Here is a 17489-nt window from a genome sequence, read left to right as displayed (position 1 = left end):
GCTACCCGAAAGCCACCAAAAGCCGCCTATTCGGACGGCTGGGAATGCGGGGGCGCGGACGCCGCCCGGTACGCCGCCGTCAGCTGCTCCACCGCCTTCGCGTACCGGCCGGTCAGCAACAGGTGATCCGCGTCGGCGAAGGGCTTGGCGACCGCCGCCGTGACGGCCTGGCCCACCTTCTGCTGGACGATGAGCCTGGCCTTCCCGACCAGTGCCCGTCCCGCCTCGTCGGCGCCGGCCCGCTCGGCCACGGCGGCCGCGGCCCTCAGCCCCCGCAGGGTCGCCGCGCCGCCCTCCGGCACGTGGCTCAGGGTCGTCAGACCCCAGCCGTAGGGGAACTGCGGGTCGTACGCCGCGTCGCCGACGTTGATCGGCAGCTGGGCCTGGGACTTCGGCCAGGTCACCGGAAGCTGTCCGGTGAAGGCCCGCCTGCCGTACAGGACGTCGGCCACGCCGTCGCCCTCCGTGCCCGGCAGCCAGGACGCCACCAGCGCGTCGATGTCGCCGAGCCGGTCACCGATCAGCTGGGGCCGCCCGGAGACGATCAGCACCGCGCACCTCATGGCGGCGCACACCGTGTCGACGGCCGCCCGGTCGGCGGCGGTCAGCTCCAGGTCGTTGCCGTTGCCGACGTCGCCGACGCCCTCGGCGTACGGGGTCTCGCCGACGACCACCACACCCACGTCGTACCCGTCCGTCGACGCCGAGGCGTCCTTCGAGTAGGTGACGTCGCCGCCGGCCTTCTTCATCCCCTCCAGGATCGTCGTGCCCTGGGTGATCTCTCCGGAGGCGCCCTGCCAGGTGATGGTCCAGCCGCCGGTCTGGTTGCCGATGTCGTCGGCGTTGGAGCCGGCGACGTACACCTTCTGGCTCTTCTTCAGCGGCAGCACTCCACCGGAGTTCTTCAGCAGCACCTGCGACTCGGCGGCCGCCTCGCGCGCGACGGCCCGGTGCCCGGCGGAGCCGATGGCGGACGCGCCGCCGGTGTCGGCGTACGGCTTCTCGAAGAGGCCCAGCTTGAACTTCTGCGTGAGGATGCGCGAGACGGCGTCGTCGATCCGCCGCTCGCCGATCCGGCCGGCCTCGACCTCGTCGAGCAGCGTGGCGTGGAAGTCCTTGTAGGCGTACGGGACCATGATCATGTCGAGGCCCGCGTTGACCGACGTACGGACGTCGGAGGCGTAGTCGCCCGGGAGTTGGTCGATGGCCGCCCAGTCGCTGATGAGGAACCCGTCGAAGCCCATGCGGTCCTTCAGCACGCCGCTCAGCAGGTCGGCGCGGGCGTGCATCTTGACCGGCCCCCGGCCGTCGCCCGCGATGTCGAGCGAGGAGTAGGACGGCATGACGGTGCCGACCCCGCGGTCGACGGCGGTCCGGAAGGGCGTCAGGTGGACGGCGTCCAGTTCCTGCCGGGTGACCTTGGTGACGCCCTGGTCGACGGTGTACGTGCCGGTCGTGGAGGAGCCGTACGCGGTGCCGCCGTCGCCGACGAAGTGCTTGGCGGTGGCGAGGACCTTGTCGTCGTCCTTCAGGTCCGCGCCGCTCGCCCGGCCCTGGAGACCCTGGATCACCGTCTCCATGGCCTGGACCAGTGCCGGGTCCTCGCCGTACGCCTCGTAGGAGCGGCCCCAGCGTTCGTCGCGGGTGACGCAGAGGCAGGGGGCGAAGTCCCAGGGGATCCCGGTGGCCCGGACCTCGGCCGCGGTCACCGCGCCGGTCCGCTCCGCGAGAGCGGGGTCCCTGGTCGCCCCGATGCCGATGTTGTGCGGCATGACGGTCGCGCCGGCCAGGTTGTTGTGGCCGTGCACGGCGTCGACGCCGTAGATCAGCGGGATCTGGTAGCGCGTGGCCTGCGCCCGGAGCTGGAACGCGTCGATCATCTTCGCCCAGGCCGCGGGGGTGTTGGGCGTCGGGGTCGAGCCGCCGCCGGAGAGCAGCGAGCCGAGGTCGTACGCGGCGATGTCACCGGGAGAGGTGAGCGCGCCGCGCTCCGCCTGGGTCATCTGGCCGGCCTTCTCCGCGAGGCTCATCCGCGACAGGAGATCGGCGACGCGCTTCCTCACCGGCAACTTGGCGTTCAGATAGGGCAGTCCGTGCGCGTCGACCACGACCTGCGGGGTCTCGGCCGGGGGCTTGGCGCCGGTGACGGTCAGCCGGAGCGGGACGGTCTCGGCGGACTCGGCCCGCTTGTCCGCGAGGGTGCGGACGGCGACCGTGCGGGTGGCACCGGAGGGGGTGCCCGCCGGGAAGGTGACGGTGCCGGTGACCGGGGTGTAGTCCTTGCCGGGCTCGGCGGTGCCGGTCGCGGCGGTCTCGTAGGCGACGGTGACGGGTTCGTCGAGGGGGGCGGCGCCGGTGGTGGCGACGGTGAGCCTGACGGCGGCCGTGCCGCCCTCCTCGACCGGGTACACGGCCGCGTCGGTGGTGACGGCGGCGCGCAGCGACTGGTCCGCCCGGCCGTAGAGCTCTACGCCGTCCATGGCGAAGTCGCCCTGGACTCCGACGGGGAGGGTGAGGGCGTATCCCCAGGTCTCGGTGAGGCCGAGGACCTGGTCGATGCCGCCGACGGGCTGGTAGTCCGTGCGGTAGGTGAACTCGGTGAAGGGGATCTCGACCTGTTTCCAGCCGGTCCAGTCGTCGGTGAAGGAGGTCGTCCAGAGCTCGGACGCCTCTCCGTTCGCGCCGCCGTCCTTGAGCTCGAAGGCGATCTTCTTGCCGTTGTCGCGGCCCTCCCACCAGAATCGGATGCCCTGGTGGGCGGACCAGTCGTGGGCGGGCTCCGCGAAGGCGAAGTCGTGGGTGAAGCCGCCGTAACCGCTGATGTCGTAGCTGCCGGTGAGGACCTTCTCGCCCTCGGGGGCGTCCGCACGGGCCGTCAGCCGGAGGGTGGGCGGGTCGTCGCCGTCGCTGCCCCAGGTGAAGACGCCCTCGGCGGGCGGGTTCGCGAACGGGACCTCGCCCTCGAAGCGGTCCACCGGGACGGGGGCGGGGTCGTCGGCGCCGGACGCGCCGGCGGCGGTCATCGGGAGCAGTGCGGTCAACAGGGTGGCGGAGGCGAGCAGGGCGGTTCTTCGCATGGAACGTCCCTCTACTCTCGTGGTCCACTCATGACTTAGATCACGCCGTGAGTTAACTGGCGACCCGTTGCGCCGTCAAGACTTCACACCAGAACTGGTACGGCCGCGACACCCGTCCGGATCAGGGACGTTGTCCGTTCGACAGATGAACGCGCGACCCCTTGACGCGCCCCGGAAGCCGTCACTTGCTCACGCAGCGGTGCGGGGATCCTCGGCGAGTTAGAAGGGCTCGCCGAGGACTCCCGCCGAGGACACCGGCCGAGGACTCCCGCCGGGCGCCGCCTACTCGGCGGGCTCCACCTTGGCCCGCAGCAGCCCGTACGTGTAGGCGTCCTCCAGGGCCTGCCAGGAGGCGGCGATCACGTTCTCCGCGACACCCACCGTGGACCACTCGCCCGTGCCGTCCGTCGTGGAGATCAGCACGCGGGTGGTGGACTGGGTGCCGTGGACGCCCTCCAGGATGCGGACCTTGTAGTCGACCAGGTCGAGCTTGGCCAGCTGGGGGTAGATCTTCTCCAGGGCCACGCGCAGGGCGCGGTCCAGGGCGTTGACCGGGCCGTTGCCCTCCGCCGTCGCGACGATGCGCTCGCCCTTGGCCCACAGCTTGACCGTGGCCTCGTTGGCGTGGGTGCCGTCGGGGCGGTCCTCGACGATGGCGCGCCAGGACTCGACCTCGAAGTACTTGAGCGGCCGGCCCTCGACCTCGGCCCGCAGCAGCAGCTCGAAGGAGGCGTCCGCCGCCTCGTAGGTGTAGCCCTTGAGCTCGCGTTCCTTGACCCGCTCCACGACCCGGCCGACCACTTCACGGTCGCCGCCCAGGTCGACGCCGAGTTCCTTGCCCTTGAGCTCGACGGAGGCCCGTCCGGCCATGTCCGACACCAGCATCCGCATGGTGTTGCCGACCTGCTCGGGGTCGATGTGCTGGTAGAGGTCCGGGTCGACCTTGATGGCCGAGGCGTGCAGGCCGGCCTTGTGGGCGAAGGCGGAGACTCCCACGTACGGCTGGTGCGTGGACGGCGTCAGGTTGACGACCTCGGCGATCGCGTGCGAGATGCGGGTCATCTCCCGCAGCCGGCCCTCGGGCAGTACCTTCTTGCCGTACTTCAGCTCCAGGGCCGCGACCACCGGGAACAGGTTCGCGTTGCCGACCCGCTCGCCGTAGCCGTTCGCCGTGCACTGGACGTGGGTCGCGCCCGCGTCCACCGCGGCCAGGGTGTTCGCCACCGCGCAGCCGGTGTCGTCCTGGGTGTGGATGCCGAGGCGGGCGCCGGTGTCGGCGAGGACGGTGGAGACGACCGCCTGGATCTGCGCCGGGAGCATGCCGCCGTTGGTGTCGCAGAGGATGACCACGTCCGCGCCGGCCTCGGCGGCGGCCCGGACGACCGCCTTCGCGTACTCCGGGTTGGCGCGGTAGCCGTCGAAGAAGTGCTCGCAGTCGACGAAGACGCGGCGGCCCTGCTCCCTCAGGAAGGAGACCGTGTCGCTCACCATCGCCAGGTTCTCGTCGAGCGTCGTGCGCAGGGCCAGCTCGACGTGCCGGTCGTGGGACTTCGCGACCAGGGTGATGACCCCCGCGCCCGACTCCAGCAGCGCCCTGACCTGCGGGTCCTCGGCGGCCTTCGCGCCCGCCCGGCGGGTGGCGCCGAAGGCGACCAGCTGGGCGTGCTTGAAGTCGATCTCCTCCTGGGCGCGGGCGAAGAACTCGGTGTCGCGCGGGTTGGCGCCGGGCCAGCCGCCCTCGATGAAGCCCACTCCGAAGTCGTCCAGGTGCCGGGCGATGGCCAGCTTGTCGGCGACGGTGAGGTTGATGCCCTCACGCTGCGCGCCGTCGCGCAGGGTGGTGTCGAAGACGTGGAACGAGTCGTCGAGTTCGCTGGTTGCGGTCATGGTCTGAAGGCTCCTGTGTTGGATCTCGGTCGTTACCGGAATGACCGGCTCCACCATCCCCCCATGGTCCCTCGCGCTCTCGCTCCCGGCTGCGGGTGGGCCAGAAAAGCGAAAAAACCCCTCGCGGGTGCGAGAGGTCTGCGCGCGGGTCGAGGACACGATGTCCGCTCGTACCTGGTCGTACGGAGCGGTCACTGCGGACCGGCGCGCCTGCTGCCAATAATCGTGGCGAACGAGAGCACGGCGGCAGTCTGGCACATACCGCCCGTTTGCTCACCGGGTGTCTCAGGATGCGAGCAGCGCGTTCTCACGCGGCCGCGAGAAGGCCCTCGGCCAGGAACTCCCGGACGTGCCCGAGGACCTGTTCCCGGCCCGTGCCCCGCAGCCCGATCGCCACATGGATGGAGAAGCCGTCGAGGAGGGCGCGCAGCCGGGCCGCGAACCGGTCGGGGTCCACGCGCCGGAACTCGCCCCGCGACACCCCTTCCGCCAGCAGGGCGACCAGGTCGCGGTGCCAGGCGCCCTCGATGGCCGCCTGGCGGTCCCGGGCGACCGCGTCGACGGCGGCGTTCTGCGAGCGGTTCCAGACCTCCAGCCAGAGCGTCCAGTGCGGGTCGCGGTGGCCGTCGGGGACGTACAGGTCGACGTAGGCGTCGAGGCGCTCGCGGGCGGGGGCGGCACGGGCCAGCAGCCGGGCGCGCTCGGCGCCGAGCCGGCCCTCGCTCCACTCCAGGGTGCGCAGCAGGAGCTCGTCCTTGGAGTGGAAGTAGTAGAGGAGATGGCCGCTGCTCATCCCGACCTCGCGGCCGAGCCCCGCCATGGTGAGCTTCTCCAGACCGCGCTCGGCGATCATCTCCATGGCGGCGGCGAGGACGTCCTCGCGGGGCGGCGCGTTCTTGCGCGCCCGTGCCGCTCCGGCCATTTCCCGGCTCCCCTGTTCTCGGATCTGTCGGATCTCTCGGATGCCCCGGAGTCTCTCGGATCTCAGACCCTCGGCTGCTGCTGGGTGATGCAGTGGATGCCACCGCCGCCGGAGAAGATCGTACGGGCGTCCACCAGCGTGACCGTGCGGTCCGGGAACAGGCGGCAGAAGACGTCCGCCGCGAGCTCGTCGCGCGGGTCGTCGAAACCGCAGAGCACGACGCCGCCGTTGCACAGGTAGTGGTTGATGTACGAGTAGTCGGCCCAGTGGCCGTCGGCCTCCAGGACGGTCGGGGCGGCGACCTCGACGACCTCCAGACGGCGGCCGCGCGCGTCGGTCTGCGCCTTCAGCAGCCCGATGACCTCCTTCGTCACCTCGTGGTCGGGGTGCGCCGGGTCGGGCTGGTGGTGGGCGACGACGACTCCTGGGCGGGCGAAGGCGGCCACGATGTCGACGTGGCCGAGGGTGCCGAAGCCGTGGGGAGGGTAGTCGCCGGTGAGTCCGCGGGGCAGCCAGATCGCCTTGCGGGTGCCGAGCATGGCGTGGATCTCCGCCTCGACCTGCTCCCGCGTCCACCCCGGATTGCGCTGCGGACCGAGTTGGACCGTCTCGGTCAGCAGGACCGTCCCCTCGCCGTCGACATGGATCGCGCCGCCCTCGTTGACCAGCTTCGAGGCGTACGTCCGCGCGCCCGCGAGGTCCGAGACATGGGCGGCGATCTTCGCGTCGTGCTCCCAGCGGGCCCAGCTCTGGGCGCCCCAGCCGTTGAACGTCCAGTCGACGGCGGCGAGTTCACCGTTCGGGCCGGTCAGGAAGGTGGGGCCGATGTCCCGCATCCAGGCGTCGTCGAGTTCGCGCTCGACCGTGTCGACGCCCGGGCCGAGGAGGGCGCGGGCGTCCGCCGACCGTCCGGGGCCGCACACCACCGTCACCGGCTCGAAGCGGTGGATCGCGCGGGCGACCGAGGCCCAGGCGGCGCGGGAGGCGGCCACGTCGTCGGGGTCGTCGAAGGTGGGGTTGGGGCCCGGCCACGCCATCCAGGTGCGCTCGTGCGGGGCCCACTCGGCGGGCATGCGGAAGCCGTCGGCGGCAGCAGACATCAGCGGTCCTCAGAGGAAGTACAGGCGGTTGAGGGAGACGGACTCGGCCGGCTCGGAGCGCAGCGGCTCGCCGTCGAGGGTGACCAGGCCGGTGCGCTGGTCGACGTCGACCGCTCCGGTACGGGAGTTGCGGCGCAGGTCGGCGGGGCCGATGCCGCGGGTGCCGCGGACGGCGACCCGGCGGCGGCGGGTCGGCATCGCGTCGCCGCCCTGGTCGAGGGCGGCCCGGGCGACGAAGGCGACCGAGATGTCGGCGGGCGTGGCCCCGTACGCCCCGAACTGCGGGCCGAGGACCAGGGGTTCGCAGGTGTCGGTGGCCGCGTTCGGGTCGCCGACCACGCCGTACGCCGGGAAGCCCGACTTGAGCACGAGCTGCGGCTTGGCGCCGAAGTACTCGGGGCGCCACAGCACGATGTCGGCGAGCTTGCCGACCTCGAGGGAGCCGACCTCGTGCGCGAGACCGTGGGCGATGGCCGGATTGACGGTCAGCTTGGCGATGTAGCGCAGGACGCGCTCGTTGTCGTGGTCGTCGTCCGGGGCGCCGAACTCGGCCTTCATCTTCCCGGCCATGGCGAACGTACGGCGGACCGTCTCGCCCGCCCGGCCCATGCCCTGGGCGTCGGAGGAGGTGATGCCGATCGCGCCCAGGTCGTGCAGGACGTCCTCGGCGCCCATGGTGCCGGCCCGGATCCGGTCGCGGGCCATGGCGGCGTCGCCCGGCAGATCGGTCTTGAGGTCGTGGACGGAGACGATCATGCCGTAGTGCTCGGCGACGGCGTCCCGGCCGAAGGGGAGGGTGGGGTTGGTGGAGGAGCCGATGACGTTGGCGACGCCCGCCATCTTCAGCACGTTCGGCACATGCCCGCCGCCGCAGCCCTCGATGTGGAAGGCGTGGATGGTCCGGCCCTCCAGCACCCGCAGGGTGTCCTCGACCGACAGGCACTCGTTCAACCCGTCGCTGTGCAGGGCGACCTGGACGTCGTGTTCCTCGGCGACCCGCAACGCCGTGTCCAGCGCCCGGGTGTGGGCGCCCATGTCCTCGTGCACCTTGAAGCCCGAGGCGCCGCCTTCGGCGAGGGCTTCCACCAGGGGCGCGGCGGACGAGGACGAACCCCGGCCGAGGAAGCCGATGTTGACCGGCCAGGCGTCGAACGCGTTGAACGCGTGCCGCAGCGCCCAGGGCGAGTTGACGCCGACGCCCCACACGGGCCCGAACTCCTGCCCGACGACCGTGGTCACCCCGGAGGCCAGCGAGGCCTCCATGATCCGCGGCGACAGCAGGTGGACGTGGGTGTCGACGGCGCCGGCGGTGGCGATCAGCCCCTCGCCGGACACGATGGACGTGCCCGTGCCGACGACGACGTCGACCCCGTCGAGGGTGTCGGGGTTCCCGGCCCGGCCGATCGCGTGGATCCGGCCCTCGCGGATGCCGATCGACACCTTCCGGATCCCCTGCACGGCGTCGATCACGACGACGTTGCTGATCACGACGTCACAGGTCTCGCGGACGGCGGCGGCCTTGAGGTGCAGTCCGTCCCGGGCGGTCTTGCCGAAGCCGGCGAGGAACTCGTCGCCTTGCCGCTGCGCGTCCGACTCGACGCGGATGACCAGCCCCGAGTCACCGAGCCGGACCCGGTCGCCGGCCCGGGGGCCGTGGGTGGCGGCGTACTCGTAGGGGTTCATCGGGTCCCTCCCGCTTCCGCGCCCAGATATCCGCAGGCGGCGGCCCGGCGCAGGGCCTCGTCCTTCGCCCCCAGCGCGTCGAGCGGCCCGTCGACCAGACCGGCGAAGCCGATCGCGACCCGGTCGCCGCCGATCGGCACGAGCCCCACCTCGGCGCTCTCCCCCGGCCCGAAGCGCACGGAGGAGCCGGCGGGGACGGCGAGCCGCATGCCGTAGGCCTTCTCCCGTACGAAGTCGAGCCGGGGGTTGGCCTCGAAGAAGTGGAAGTGGGAGGTGACGGAGACGGGCACGGTCGCCGTGTTCGTGACCGCCAGCCGTACGGCCGCCTCGGGCTCGGCGTGCTCGGGCCCCGGCAGCAGGGCCCCCGGCGCCCGGTCCCCGAGCGTGCCCCCGGCGATCGGGTCGCCGACGACCGCGAGGCGCGAGCCGTCGTCGAAGACGGCCTCGACATGCACCTCGGTGACGATGTCCGCGACGCCCGGCAGCACGTCGTCCGGGCCGAGGACCGACCGGGCGCGCGCGATGGCCTCGGCGAGCCGGGCGCCGTCCCGGGCGGCCTCGCAGACGGTGTCCGCGATGAGCGCGGTGGCTTCCGGCACGTTGAGCCGCAGCCCGCGGGCCCTTCTCGCCCGGGCGAGCTCCGCCGCGCCGAAGAGCAGCAGGCGGTCCCGTTCGGTGGGGGTGAGTCGCACGTTACTCTCCCTTTCTTTGAGCAGTACTCTAAATGTTCTCCTCGGTTATCAGAAGACATGTCGAGTAACTTTTGAGCACTGCTCAAACACGGGCGAGCCCCGAGAACGCCACAGGGCCACCCCGGACGGGGTGGCCCTGACGAGACGGCCCTACGCGGTGACCCTGACGGGGCAGGGGCGACTAGCCCAGCTCGTGCATCCAGCCGTGCTTGTCCTCGGCCGTGCCGCGCTGGATGTCCAGCAGCGCCTGGCGGAGCTTGAGGGTGACCTCGCCCGGCTCGTCGCCGGACTGCTGCCACTCGCCACCGGTGCGCTTGACCGTGCCGACCGGGGTGATCACGGCCGCGGTGCCGCAGGCGAAGACCTCCTTGAGGGCGCCGCTCTCGGAGTCGCGCTGCCACTGTTCGACCGAGACCCGGCCCTCCTCGGCCTCGTAGCCGAGGTCGCGGGCGACGGTGAGGAGGCTGTCACGGGTGACTCCCTCCAGGATGGAGCCCGTCAGCGAGGGCGTGATGATCTTGTCCTCGTACACGAAGTACAGGTTCATGCCGCCGAGTTCCTCGACCCACTTGCGCTCGACCGCGTCGAGGTAGCAGACCTGGGCGCAGCCCTGGGCGGCGGCCTCGGCCTGGGCGAGCAGGGAGGCGGCGTAGTTGCCGCCCGTCTTGGCGTCGCCCATGCCACCGGGGACGGCGCGCACGTGCTCCTCGGAGACCCAGATGGAGACGGGCTTGACGCCACCCGGGAAGTAGGCGCCGGCCGGCGAGGCGATGACGAGGAACAGGTACTCGTTGGCCGGCTTCACACCCAGGCCGACCTCGGTCGCGATCATGAACGGGCGCAGGTAGAGGGACTCCTCGCCGCCGTGCGCGGGCACCCAGTCCTTGTCCTGGCCGACCAGCGCGTCGCACGCCTCGACGAACGTCTCGACCGGCAGCTCGGGCATGGCCAGCCGGCGGGCCGAACGCTGGAAGCGCTTGGCGTTCTGGTCCGGGCGGAAGGTGGCGACCGAGCCGTCGGGACGGCGGTACGCCTTCAGGCCCTCGAAGATCTCCTGCGCGTAGTGCAGGACCATGGTGGCCGGGTCGAGGGGGATCGGCGCGTACGGGACGAGCTGACCGTCGTGCCAGCCGCGGCCCTCGGTCCACTTGATCGTCACCATGTGGTCGGTGAAGTGGCGGCCGAACCCGGGGTTCGCCAGGATCGCCTGCCGCTCGGCGGCGGACGTGGGACTGGCGGAAGGCTTGAGCTCGATCGTGGGCGTCGTCATGAGTGGTTGTCCTTCACCGGTTGTAGTGACGGGGCCGCGCTCACGCCCGTACGGCCAGTGGCCGGTGCCAGGACGTCCGAGCATTCCCTCATACCGCGGCTCCACGTTCGATTATCGCAAGCGGCGGACGAGGGCCAAAAACGGCGTGAATGCGACCCAGGGTTGATGGTGGCACCCGGCGGGGGACATGCGGAAGCCGCCGGGTGCGGATGCGACCCGGCGGCTTCGAGAGGTTTCGCGCAGCGCGGGGTCAGCCGGCTACTCGTACGGAGAGCGCGTCACCGATCTCGGAGGTGCTGCGCGCGGGCAGCGAGCCGCGCTCCTCCAGGTCGACGGAGACGGCGTCCTCGATGCGGACCGCCTCGGCCTCGTAGCCGAGGTGGCGCAGGAGCAGGGCGACGGAGAGGACCGTGGCGGTGGGGTCGGCCTTGCCCTGGCCCGCGATGTCCGGGGCCGAGCCGTGCACCGGCTCGAACATGGACGGGAACTCGCCGGACGGGTTGATGTTCCCGCTCGCGGCGACGCCGATACCGCCCGAGACGGCCGCGGCGAGGTCGGTGATGATGTCGCCGAAGAGGTTGTCGGTGACGATGACGTCGAAGCGCGCGGGGTCCGTGACGAGGTAGATCGTCGCGGCGTCCACGTGGATGTAGTCCGTGGTGACGTCGGGGAACTCCGCGGCCACCCGGTTGAAGACGTTGGTCCAGAGGTGACCGGCGAAGGCCAGCACGTTGTTCTTGTGGACCAGCGTGAGCTTCTTGCGGGGACGGGCCTGGGCGCGGGCGAAGGCGTCCCGGACCACGCGCTCGACGCCGAAGGCCGTGTTCACGGAGACCTCGGTGGCGACCTCGTGCGGGGTGCCCTTGCGGATCGTGCCGCCGTTGCCGGTGTACGGGCCCTCGGTGCCCTCGCGGACCACGATGAAGTCGATCTCCGGCTGGCCGGCCAGCGGGGTGGCGACACCCGGGAGGAGCTTCGACGGACGCAGGTTGACGTGGTGGTCGAAGAGGAACCGCAGCTTGAGCAGGAAGCCCCGCTCCAGGACGCCGGAGGGGACGCTCGGGTCGCCGATCGCGCCGAGCAGGATGGCGTCGTGCCGCTTGAGGGCCTCGGCGTCCGCGTCGGTGAGGGTCTCACCGGTGGCGTGGTAGCGCCGGGCGCCGAAGTCGTACTCCTCGGTCTCCAGCTTCACATCCTGCGGGAGGACGGCGGAGAGGACCTTGAGACCTTCGGCCACGACCTCCTGGCCGATGCCGTCACCGGGAATCACTGCGAGATTGAGGCTGCGAGACATACCGGAACCGTACCCCTCGTCCCATGGGATGACATGGACCGTCCGCCATACGGACACAGAAGTCGCGGTACGGAAGCCTCGATGGAGAGCGGGCGGTGCGCGGTTGAGGTCGTGCGGGGTCGGGGTGCGACGCGGGTCCCGAAGTCCCGTTCGGGGCCCGCGCCGCACCCCGTGCGGGTGCGGCTCCCGGGCTGCGGGGCGGCTCGGCTCAGTGGCCGGTCTCACCGCCGTTGTCACGGCGGTCGAGGGCACGCTGGAGCGCCGCGGCGGCGTTCTTGCGGTCGGACTCGCTCGTACGGGAGAGGTGACGGACTCGGCGGCGGACGGTCGTCTCGGCCATGGGGAATCGACTCCTTCGAATTCCAGGGAGTGCGGAAGGGGGTTTCGAGACTCCCCCTCTGCCTAATGGGCGGGGGGTGCCCCCAGGGGGCGGGGAGCGGGCCGCAGGGATTGCCTGCACGGGGCCCGGCTCACGACCGCCATTCGCTTGGTCGAGCGAGACGTTCGGCTCCTACAAAGCTAAAGGAGGAGCACGCGCCTGTCTCTACAATTACTCGGACTTCCTACTATCTGAGACGGCGCCTCCGGTCACCCCGCACCGACCTGCGGTTTCGCGGTCGCCCTCAACTCCCGGACGAGGGCCCGGACGGCCGCTGTCGTGGCCAGCTCCGGGGTCGTCACATAGCCGACCCGACGGGTGGGCCGCTCCGGGCCGAGGTCGGTGATCTCCGTCCCGAGGGGCGTCCGGGTGAGGGAGAGCGCGGGCATGATCGCCATCCCCAGGCCGCTGCTCACCATCGACAGCACCGCCCCGTCGTCCTCGGCGCGGACGGTCGCGGCGGGGATCCAGTCCTGCGCGGCCCACCACGCGCGCGTGGAGGACGAGCAGTTCTCCGTCCAGTCGACGAGCGGGAGGGAGCGCGGGGCGGGGTGACCCGCCGGGTGCACCAGCGCGTACGGCTCCTCCAGCAGCACGTCCCCGACCAGCTCCGGCGGGATCGGCGCGCTGGTGCCGAAGGTGGCGATCCCGAGGTCGGCCAGCCCCTCGGCCACCGCGCCGGCCGTCCCCGGACCCACCTCCCGTACGACGGTCACGGTCGCCTCGATCCCCGGGTGCCGCGCGGCCAGCCGCTCCAGGACGGGCGGCAGCAGATGCAGGGCCGCACTACGGAAGGCCGCGATGCGCAACGGTCCGTCGACCCGGCCCGTGCCGACGCCCGTCGCCCCGGCCCCCCGCACCTCGGCGACCAGGGCCTGGAGCATCCGCAGCACGCGTCGGGCGTGGACGACCGCGCGGTCGCCGGCCGGGGTGGGCCGGGCGCCGAACCGCCCGCGCTCGAACAGGACGACCCCCACCTTGCCCTCGATGCCCCGCACCGCGTGCGAGACGGCCGACTGGGTGGTCCCGAGCCGGGCGGCGGCGGCCGAGAAACCCCCCTCGTCGGCGACGGCCACCAGAGTCCGCAACTCCTGCGGCGCAAGATCGACTGCGCTCACCCGAGGCTCCCACCTGCTGCTATGAGGGCGACTCATGGATCGGCCCGTTCCATGAACGCAACCCTCTGCCCGCCGCCCGCATTCCTGCCTACGGTCCCCTCCCATGACCAGCACCGCGCTCACCGTGCAGCAGACCGCCCGTCCGACCGGCTTCCCCACCCCCGGCCACTTCCGCTTCGCCGAGTCCCCGGTCCCGGAACCGGCCGCGGGGACGGCCCTGGTGGAGAACCTCTACTGGTCGGTCGACCCCTACCACCGCGAAATGATGGACGGCGACTTCGAGTTGAACGCCCCGCTGGAGGGGCGCTCGCTCGGCCGGATCATCGCCACCCGCGATCCGGCGGCCCTCCCCGAGGGCGAGATCGTCTTCCACCGGCAGGGCTGGCGCACCCACGCGGTGGTCCGCCCGGAGGAGGTCAGACGGCTCCCCCGGTACGAAGGGGTGCCGCTCTCGGCGCACTTGAGCCTCCTCGGCGGCACGGGTCTGACGGCGTACGTCGGCCTGACCCGCATCGCCCGGCTGCGCGAGGGCGAGGACCTGTTCGTCTCCGCGGCGGCGGGCGGGGTCGGCACGGCGACGGGACGCTTCGCGCGGCTGCTCGGCGCCGGCCGGCTGATCGGCAGCGCGGGCACGGCGGAGAAGGTGCGGTACCTGACCCGGCAGGTCGGCTACGACGCGGCCTTCGACTATCACGACGGCCCGGTCGCCGACCTCCTGGCGAAGGCCGCCCCCACCGGCATCGACGCCTTCGTCGACAACGTGGGCGGCGAACATCTCGGGGCGGCGATCGGCGCGCTGCGGGACCGGGGGCGGGTGGTGCGCGTCGGCACGGTCGGGCAGTACAACACGCCCGGCGCCACGCCGGCGGTGTTCGACCACGCCGACGTGGTGGAGAAGAGCCTGCGCATGGAGGGCTTCCTGGTGCGCGATCACCTGGACGTGCAGGAGGAGCTGTACGAGTTCGCCGTACCGCATCTGCTGAGCGGGGCGCTGGCGCTGGACGAGACGGTGGTGGACGGGTTCGAGCGGATCGTGGAGGCGTTCCTGCTGATGCTGCGCGGCGGGAACACGGGGAAGATCCTGGTGCGCCGGTCACCTAACCTTTAAAAGTCACTTGACTGGTTAGAGGCTCGCGTGGTGCACTCGTGCCATGACCCTCCACGCCCACCGCCAGGTCCGTCACCGCACCACCACCGTCCGCGGCCACGAGGTGTACTACCGGGAGGCGGGACCGGCCGACGCGCCGGTCCTGCTGCTCCTGCACGGCTTCCCGAGCAGCTCCCACATGTTCCGCGACCTGATCCCGCTCCTCGCCGACAGCCACCGCGTCATCGCCCCCGACCACCTCGGCTTCGGCCGGTCGGCCGCGCCCGCGGACTTCCGGTACACCTTCGCCGAACTGGCCGCCGTCACCGGGGAGTTCACCGAACAGCTCGGCCTGAAGGAGTTCGCGCTCTACATCCAGGACTACGGCTCCCCCATCGGCCTGCGCCTCGCCCTCGCCCATCCCGACCGGGTGACCGCGATCATCACGCAGAACGGCAACGCCTACGAGGAGGGGCTCGGGGCGGAGGCCTGGGCGCCGGTGCTGGCGCTCATCGCGGAGCGGACCCCGCAGACCGAGGCGCCGGTGCGGGAGATCAGCAGCCCGGAGGGGATCAAGTGGCAGTACCTGCACGGGGTCCCGCCGGAGCGGCAGGAGCTCGTGAGCCCCGACGCCTACGAGCACGACGCGGCCCTCATGGCCCGGCCCGGTCAGCCGGAGATCCAGCTCGACCTGATCTCCGACTACGGCTCCAACTTCGCCCTCTACCCGGCCTTCCAGGAGTACTTCCGCACCAGCCAGGTCCCGCTGCTGGCGGTCTGGGGCGCCGGTGACGAGATCTTCGTCCCGGCCGGCGCGCTCGCGTTCCGCCGCGACCTGCCGCAGGCGGAGGTGCATCTGCTGCCCACCGGGCACTTCGCCCTGGAGACGCACGCGGGCCAGATCGCGGAGCTGATCCGGGACTTCCTCGGACGCGGCCGCACCCGCTGACGCACCCGCCGACGGAGAACGGGAAGGGGCCGGGCAGTAGCCCGGCCCCTTCCTCCATCACGCTTGTGTCGCTACGCCGACGCGTCAGCCCATGTGCGGGTACGGGTAGTCGGTCGGCGCGACCAGCGTCTCCTTGATGGCGCGGGTCAGGGTCCAGCGCATCAGGTTCTGCGGGGCGCCGGCCTTGTCGTTGGTGCCGGAGGCACGACCGCCGCCGAAGGGCTGCTGGCCGACGACGGCGCCGGTCGACTTGTCGTTGATGTAGAAGTTGCCGGCCGCGTAGCGCAGCTTCTCCATCGTGTACGCGGCGGCCGCGCGGTCGCCGGAGATGACCGAGCCGGTCAGCGCGTAGTCCGACACCGACTCCATCTGCGTCAGCATCTCGTCGTACGCCTCGGCGGAGCTGTCGTCGTACACGTGCACGGCGAGGAACGGGCCGAAGTACTCGGTCGTGAAGACCTCGTTCTCCGGGTCGGCGCACTCGACGACGGTCGGGCGGACGAAGTAGCCGACCGAGTCGTCGTAGGAGCCGCCCGCGACGATCGTGCAGGTCGGGTCCGCCTTCGCGCGGTCGATCGCCGCCTTGTTCTTGGCGAAGGAACGCTCGTCGATGACGGCGCCGACGAAGTTGGAGAGGTCGGTGACGTCACCCATCGTGAGGTAGTCGACCTCGGCCGCGAACTCCTCCTTGAAGCCGGAGTTCCAGATCGACGCCGGGATGTAGGCCCGGGAGGTCGCGCTGCACTTCTGGCCCTGGTACTCGAAGGCGCCACGGGTGAGCGCCGTCTTCAGCACCGCGCGGTCCGCGCTCGGGTGGGCGACGACGAAGTCCTTGCCGCCGGTCTCCCCGACCAGGCGCGGGTAGGAGCGGTACTTCTCGATGTTGGCGCCGACCGTCTTCCACAGGTACTGGAAGGTCTTCGTCGAGCCGGTGAAGTGGATGCCCGCGAGATCGCGGTGCTCCAGGGCCACCTTTGAGACCTCGACACCGTCGCCGGTGACCAGGTTGATGACGCCCTTGGGCAGCCCGGCCTCCTCCAGCAGCCGCATGAGCAGCACGGCGGCGTGGGTCTGCGTCGGGGACGGCTTCCACACGACCACGTTGCCCATCAGCGCAGGCGCGGTGGGCAGATTGCCCGCGATGGCGGTGAAGTTGAACGGCGTGATCGCGTAGACGAAGCCCTCGAGCGGCCGGTGGTCGAGACGGTTCCAGACGCCCGGGGAGTTCGCCGGGGGCTGCTCGGCCAGGATCTGGCGGGCGTAGGCGACGTTGAAGCGCCAGAAGTCGACCAGTTCACAGGGGCAGTCGATCTCCGCCTGCTGGGCGGTCTTCGACTGGCCGAGCATGGTGGAGGCGGCGAGCGTCTCGCGCCAGGGGCCGGCGAGCAGTTCGGCGGCGCGCAGGATGATCGCGGCGCGGTCGTCGAAGGACATCGCGCGCCAGGCGGGCGCGGCGGCGAGGGCCGCGTCGACGGCGTCCTGCGCGTCCTGCTGCGTGGCGTCGGCGTAGGTGCCGAGGCGGGCCTTGTGGTTGTGCGGCTGCACGACGTCGAACCGCCGGCCGCCGCCCATCCGCTGCTCGCCGCCGATGGTGCAGGGCAGGTCGATCGGGTTGTCGGCCAGTTCCTTGAGCTTGGCCTCCAGCCGGGCGCGCTCCGGCGAACCGGGGGCGTAGCCGTGCACCGGCTCGTTGACGGGGGTGGGGACCTGGGTTACCGCGTCCATGTCTTCCGTTACTCCTTCTGAGCGGGTGTTTCGATCGGGGGGTGCGGGCTCAGCCCTTGCTGATCATCGAGCGCACGAAGAACCGCAGGTTGGCCGGCTTCTCCGCCAGGCGACGCATGCTGCGCCTTCCCGGGGGACGACCCCCGGACCCCCAGCAGAAAAACCACTGCGCCCGCCACGTCTCTCAGCCCCGGGTGAGCATGCTGCGGGCGAAGAACCGCAGGTTGGCCGGCTTCTCCGCCAGGCGACGCATGCTGCGCCTTCCCGGGGGACGACCCCCGGACCCCCAGCAGAAAAACCACTGCG

General features: G+C 71.5%; 13 protein-coding genes. 2 read left to right on the top strand and 11 right to left on the bottom strand.

What is annotated here, in order from left to right:
* Positions 1-26 precede the first annotated feature (26 nt).
* The 10 genes from ACIRPU_RS23420 to ACIRPU_RS23375 all read right to left on the bottom strand — a co-directional run bounded on the left by ACIRPU_RS23420 (position 27) and on the right by ACIRPU_RS23375 (position 13422).
* Positions 27-3077, bottom strand: coding sequence for a glycoside hydrolase family 3 protein (locus tag ACIRPU_RS23420; protein WP_403870366.1), 3051 nt, complete (start codon positions 3075-3077; stop codon positions 27-29).
* 282 nt (positions 3078-3359) lie between these two features.
* Positions 3360-4964, bottom strand: coding sequence for a citramalate synthase (gene cimA, locus ACIRPU_RS23415; RefSeq protein ID WP_403870363.1), 1605 nt, complete (start codon positions 4962-4964; stop codon positions 3360-3362).
* A gap of 307 nt (positions 4965-5271) precedes the next feature.
* Entirely contained in the window at positions 5272-5886 is a 615-nt protein-coding gene (locus ACIRPU_RS23410) for a TetR/AcrR family transcriptional regulator (protein ID WP_355705223.1), read from the bottom strand.
* 62 nt (positions 5887-5948) lie between these two features.
* Positions 5949-6986, bottom strand: a complete 1038-nt coding sequence (locus ACIRPU_RS23405; RefSeq protein ID WP_403870359.1) for an agmatine/peptidylarginine deiminase — start codon at positions 6984-6986, stop codon at positions 5949-5951.
* A 9-nt stretch (positions 6987-6995) separates the two neighbouring features.
* Complete coding sequence (locus tag ACIRPU_RS23400; protein WP_403870356.1) at positions 6996-8669, bottom strand: urease subunit alpha; 1674 nt, start codon at positions 8667-8669, stop codon at positions 6996-6998.
* On the bottom strand, positions 8666-9361 hold the full coding sequence (ureA, locus tag ACIRPU_RS23395) for an urease subunit gamma (RefSeq protein WP_403870353.1): 696 nt from the start codon (positions 9359-9361) through the stop codon (positions 8666-8668). Before ureA ends, ACIRPU_RS23400 begins: the two co-directional genes overlap by 4 nt.
* 181 nt (positions 9362-9542) lie before the next feature.
* Complete coding sequence (locus ACIRPU_RS23390; protein WP_403870350.1) at positions 9543-10631, bottom strand: branched-chain amino acid aminotransferase; 1089 nt, start codon at positions 10629-10631, stop codon at positions 9543-9545.
* 250 nt (positions 10632-10881) lie between these two features.
* The gene (locus tag ACIRPU_RS23385; RefSeq protein ID WP_385569310.1) at positions 10882-11925 is read right to left on the bottom strand and encodes a 3-isopropylmalate dehydrogenase; all 1044 of its coding nucleotides are present in this window, start codon (positions 11923-11925) and stop codon (positions 10882-10884) included.
* 208 nt (positions 11926-12133) lie between these two features.
* Positions 12134-12265, bottom strand: coding sequence for a hypothetical protein (locus ACIRPU_RS23380; RefSeq protein WP_256362880.1), 132 nt, complete (start codon positions 12263-12265; stop codon positions 12134-12136).
* 248 nt (positions 12266-12513) lie between these two features.
* Positions 12514-13422, bottom strand: coding sequence for a LysR family transcriptional regulator (locus tag ACIRPU_RS23375; RefSeq protein WP_403870345.1), 909 nt, complete (start codon positions 13420-13422; stop codon positions 12514-12516).
* A 103-nt stretch (positions 13423-13525) separates the two neighbouring features.
* Between ACIRPU_RS23375 and ACIRPU_RS23370 the strand changes: the two genes are divergently transcribed.
* Positions 13526-14530: an NADP-dependent oxidoreductase gene (locus tag ACIRPU_RS23370; RefSeq protein WP_403870342.1), complete on the top strand. Its 1005-nt coding sequence runs from the start codon at positions 13526-13528 to the stop codon at positions 14528-14530.
* A 43-nt stretch (positions 14531-14573) separates the two neighbouring features.
* Positions 14574-15458 carry an alpha/beta fold hydrolase gene (locus ACIRPU_RS23365; RefSeq protein ID WP_403870339.1) on the top strand — a complete coding sequence of 295 codons (885 nt, stop codon included), beginning with the start codon at positions 14574-14576 and terminating at the stop codon, positions 15456-15458.
* An 84-nt stretch (positions 15459-15542) separates the two neighbouring features.
* On the opposite strand, the gene pruA is transcribed toward ACIRPU_RS23365, so the two are convergent.
* A complete protein-coding gene (gene pruA / locus ACIRPU_RS23360) occupies positions 15543-17183 on the bottom strand; it encodes an L-glutamate gamma-semialdehyde dehydrogenase (RefSeq protein WP_403870336.1) in 1641 nt (546 codons plus the stop codon).
* Between the last annotated feature and the right edge of the window lie 306 nt (positions 17184-17489).

Source organism: Streptomyces sp. NPDC102259, from assembly GCF_044766465.1.
In the GTDB taxonomy this organism is placed as follows: domain Bacteria; phylum Actinomycetota; class Actinomycetes; order Streptomycetales; family Streptomycetaceae; genus Streptomyces.
The sequence above is the reverse complement of the archived record's forward strand: the minus strand, read 5'-3'. Positions and strand labels throughout refer to the sequence as shown.

What these genes read in the sequence shown, in the direction of transcription:
- ACIRPU_RS23405 (WP_403870359.1), bottom strand. Translation starts at nt 6,986, where the DNA reads ATGTCTGCTGCCGCCGACGGCTTCCGCATGCCCGCCGAGTGGGCCCCG.
- ACIRPU_RS23385 (WP_385569310.1), bottom strand. Translation starts at nt 11,925, where the DNA reads ATGTCTCGCAGCCTCAATCTCGCAGTGATTCCCGGTGACGGCATCGGC.
- cimA (WP_403870363.1), bottom strand. Translation starts at nt 4,964, where the DNA reads ATGACCGCAACCAGCGAACTCGACGACTCGTTCCACGTCTTCGACACC.
- ACIRPU_RS23370 (WP_403870342.1), top strand. Translation starts at nt 13,526, where the DNA reads ATGACCAGCACCGCGCTCACCGTGCAGCAGACCGCCCGTCCGACCGGC.
- ACIRPU_RS23410 (WP_355705223.1), bottom strand. Translation starts at nt 5,886, where the DNA reads ATGGCCGGAGCGGCACGGGCGCGCAAGAACGCGCCGCCCCGCGAGGAC.
- ACIRPU_RS23420 (WP_403870366.1), bottom strand. Translation starts at nt 3,077, where the DNA reads ATGCGAAGAACCGCCCTGCTCGCCTCCGCCACCCTGTTGACCGCACTG.
- ACIRPU_RS23400 (WP_403870356.1), bottom strand. Translation starts at nt 8,669, where the DNA reads ATGAACCCCTACGAGTACGCCGCCACCCACGGCCCCCGGGCCGGCGAC.
- pruA (WP_403870336.1), bottom strand. Translation starts at nt 17,183, where the DNA reads ATGGACGCGGTAACCCAGGTCCCCACCCCCGTCAACGAGCCGGTGCAC.
- ACIRPU_RS23390 (WP_403870350.1), bottom strand. Translation starts at nt 10,631, where the DNA reads ATGACGACGCCCACGATCGAGCTCAAGCCTTCCGCCAGTCCCACGTCC.
- ACIRPU_RS23380 (WP_256362880.1), bottom strand. Translation starts at nt 12,265, where the DNA reads ATGGCCGAGACGACCGTCCGCCGCCGAGTCCGTCACCTCTCCCGTACG.
- ACIRPU_RS23365 (WP_403870339.1), top strand. Translation starts at nt 14,574, where the DNA reads ATGACCCTCCACGCCCACCGCCAGGTCCGTCACCGCACCACCACCGTC.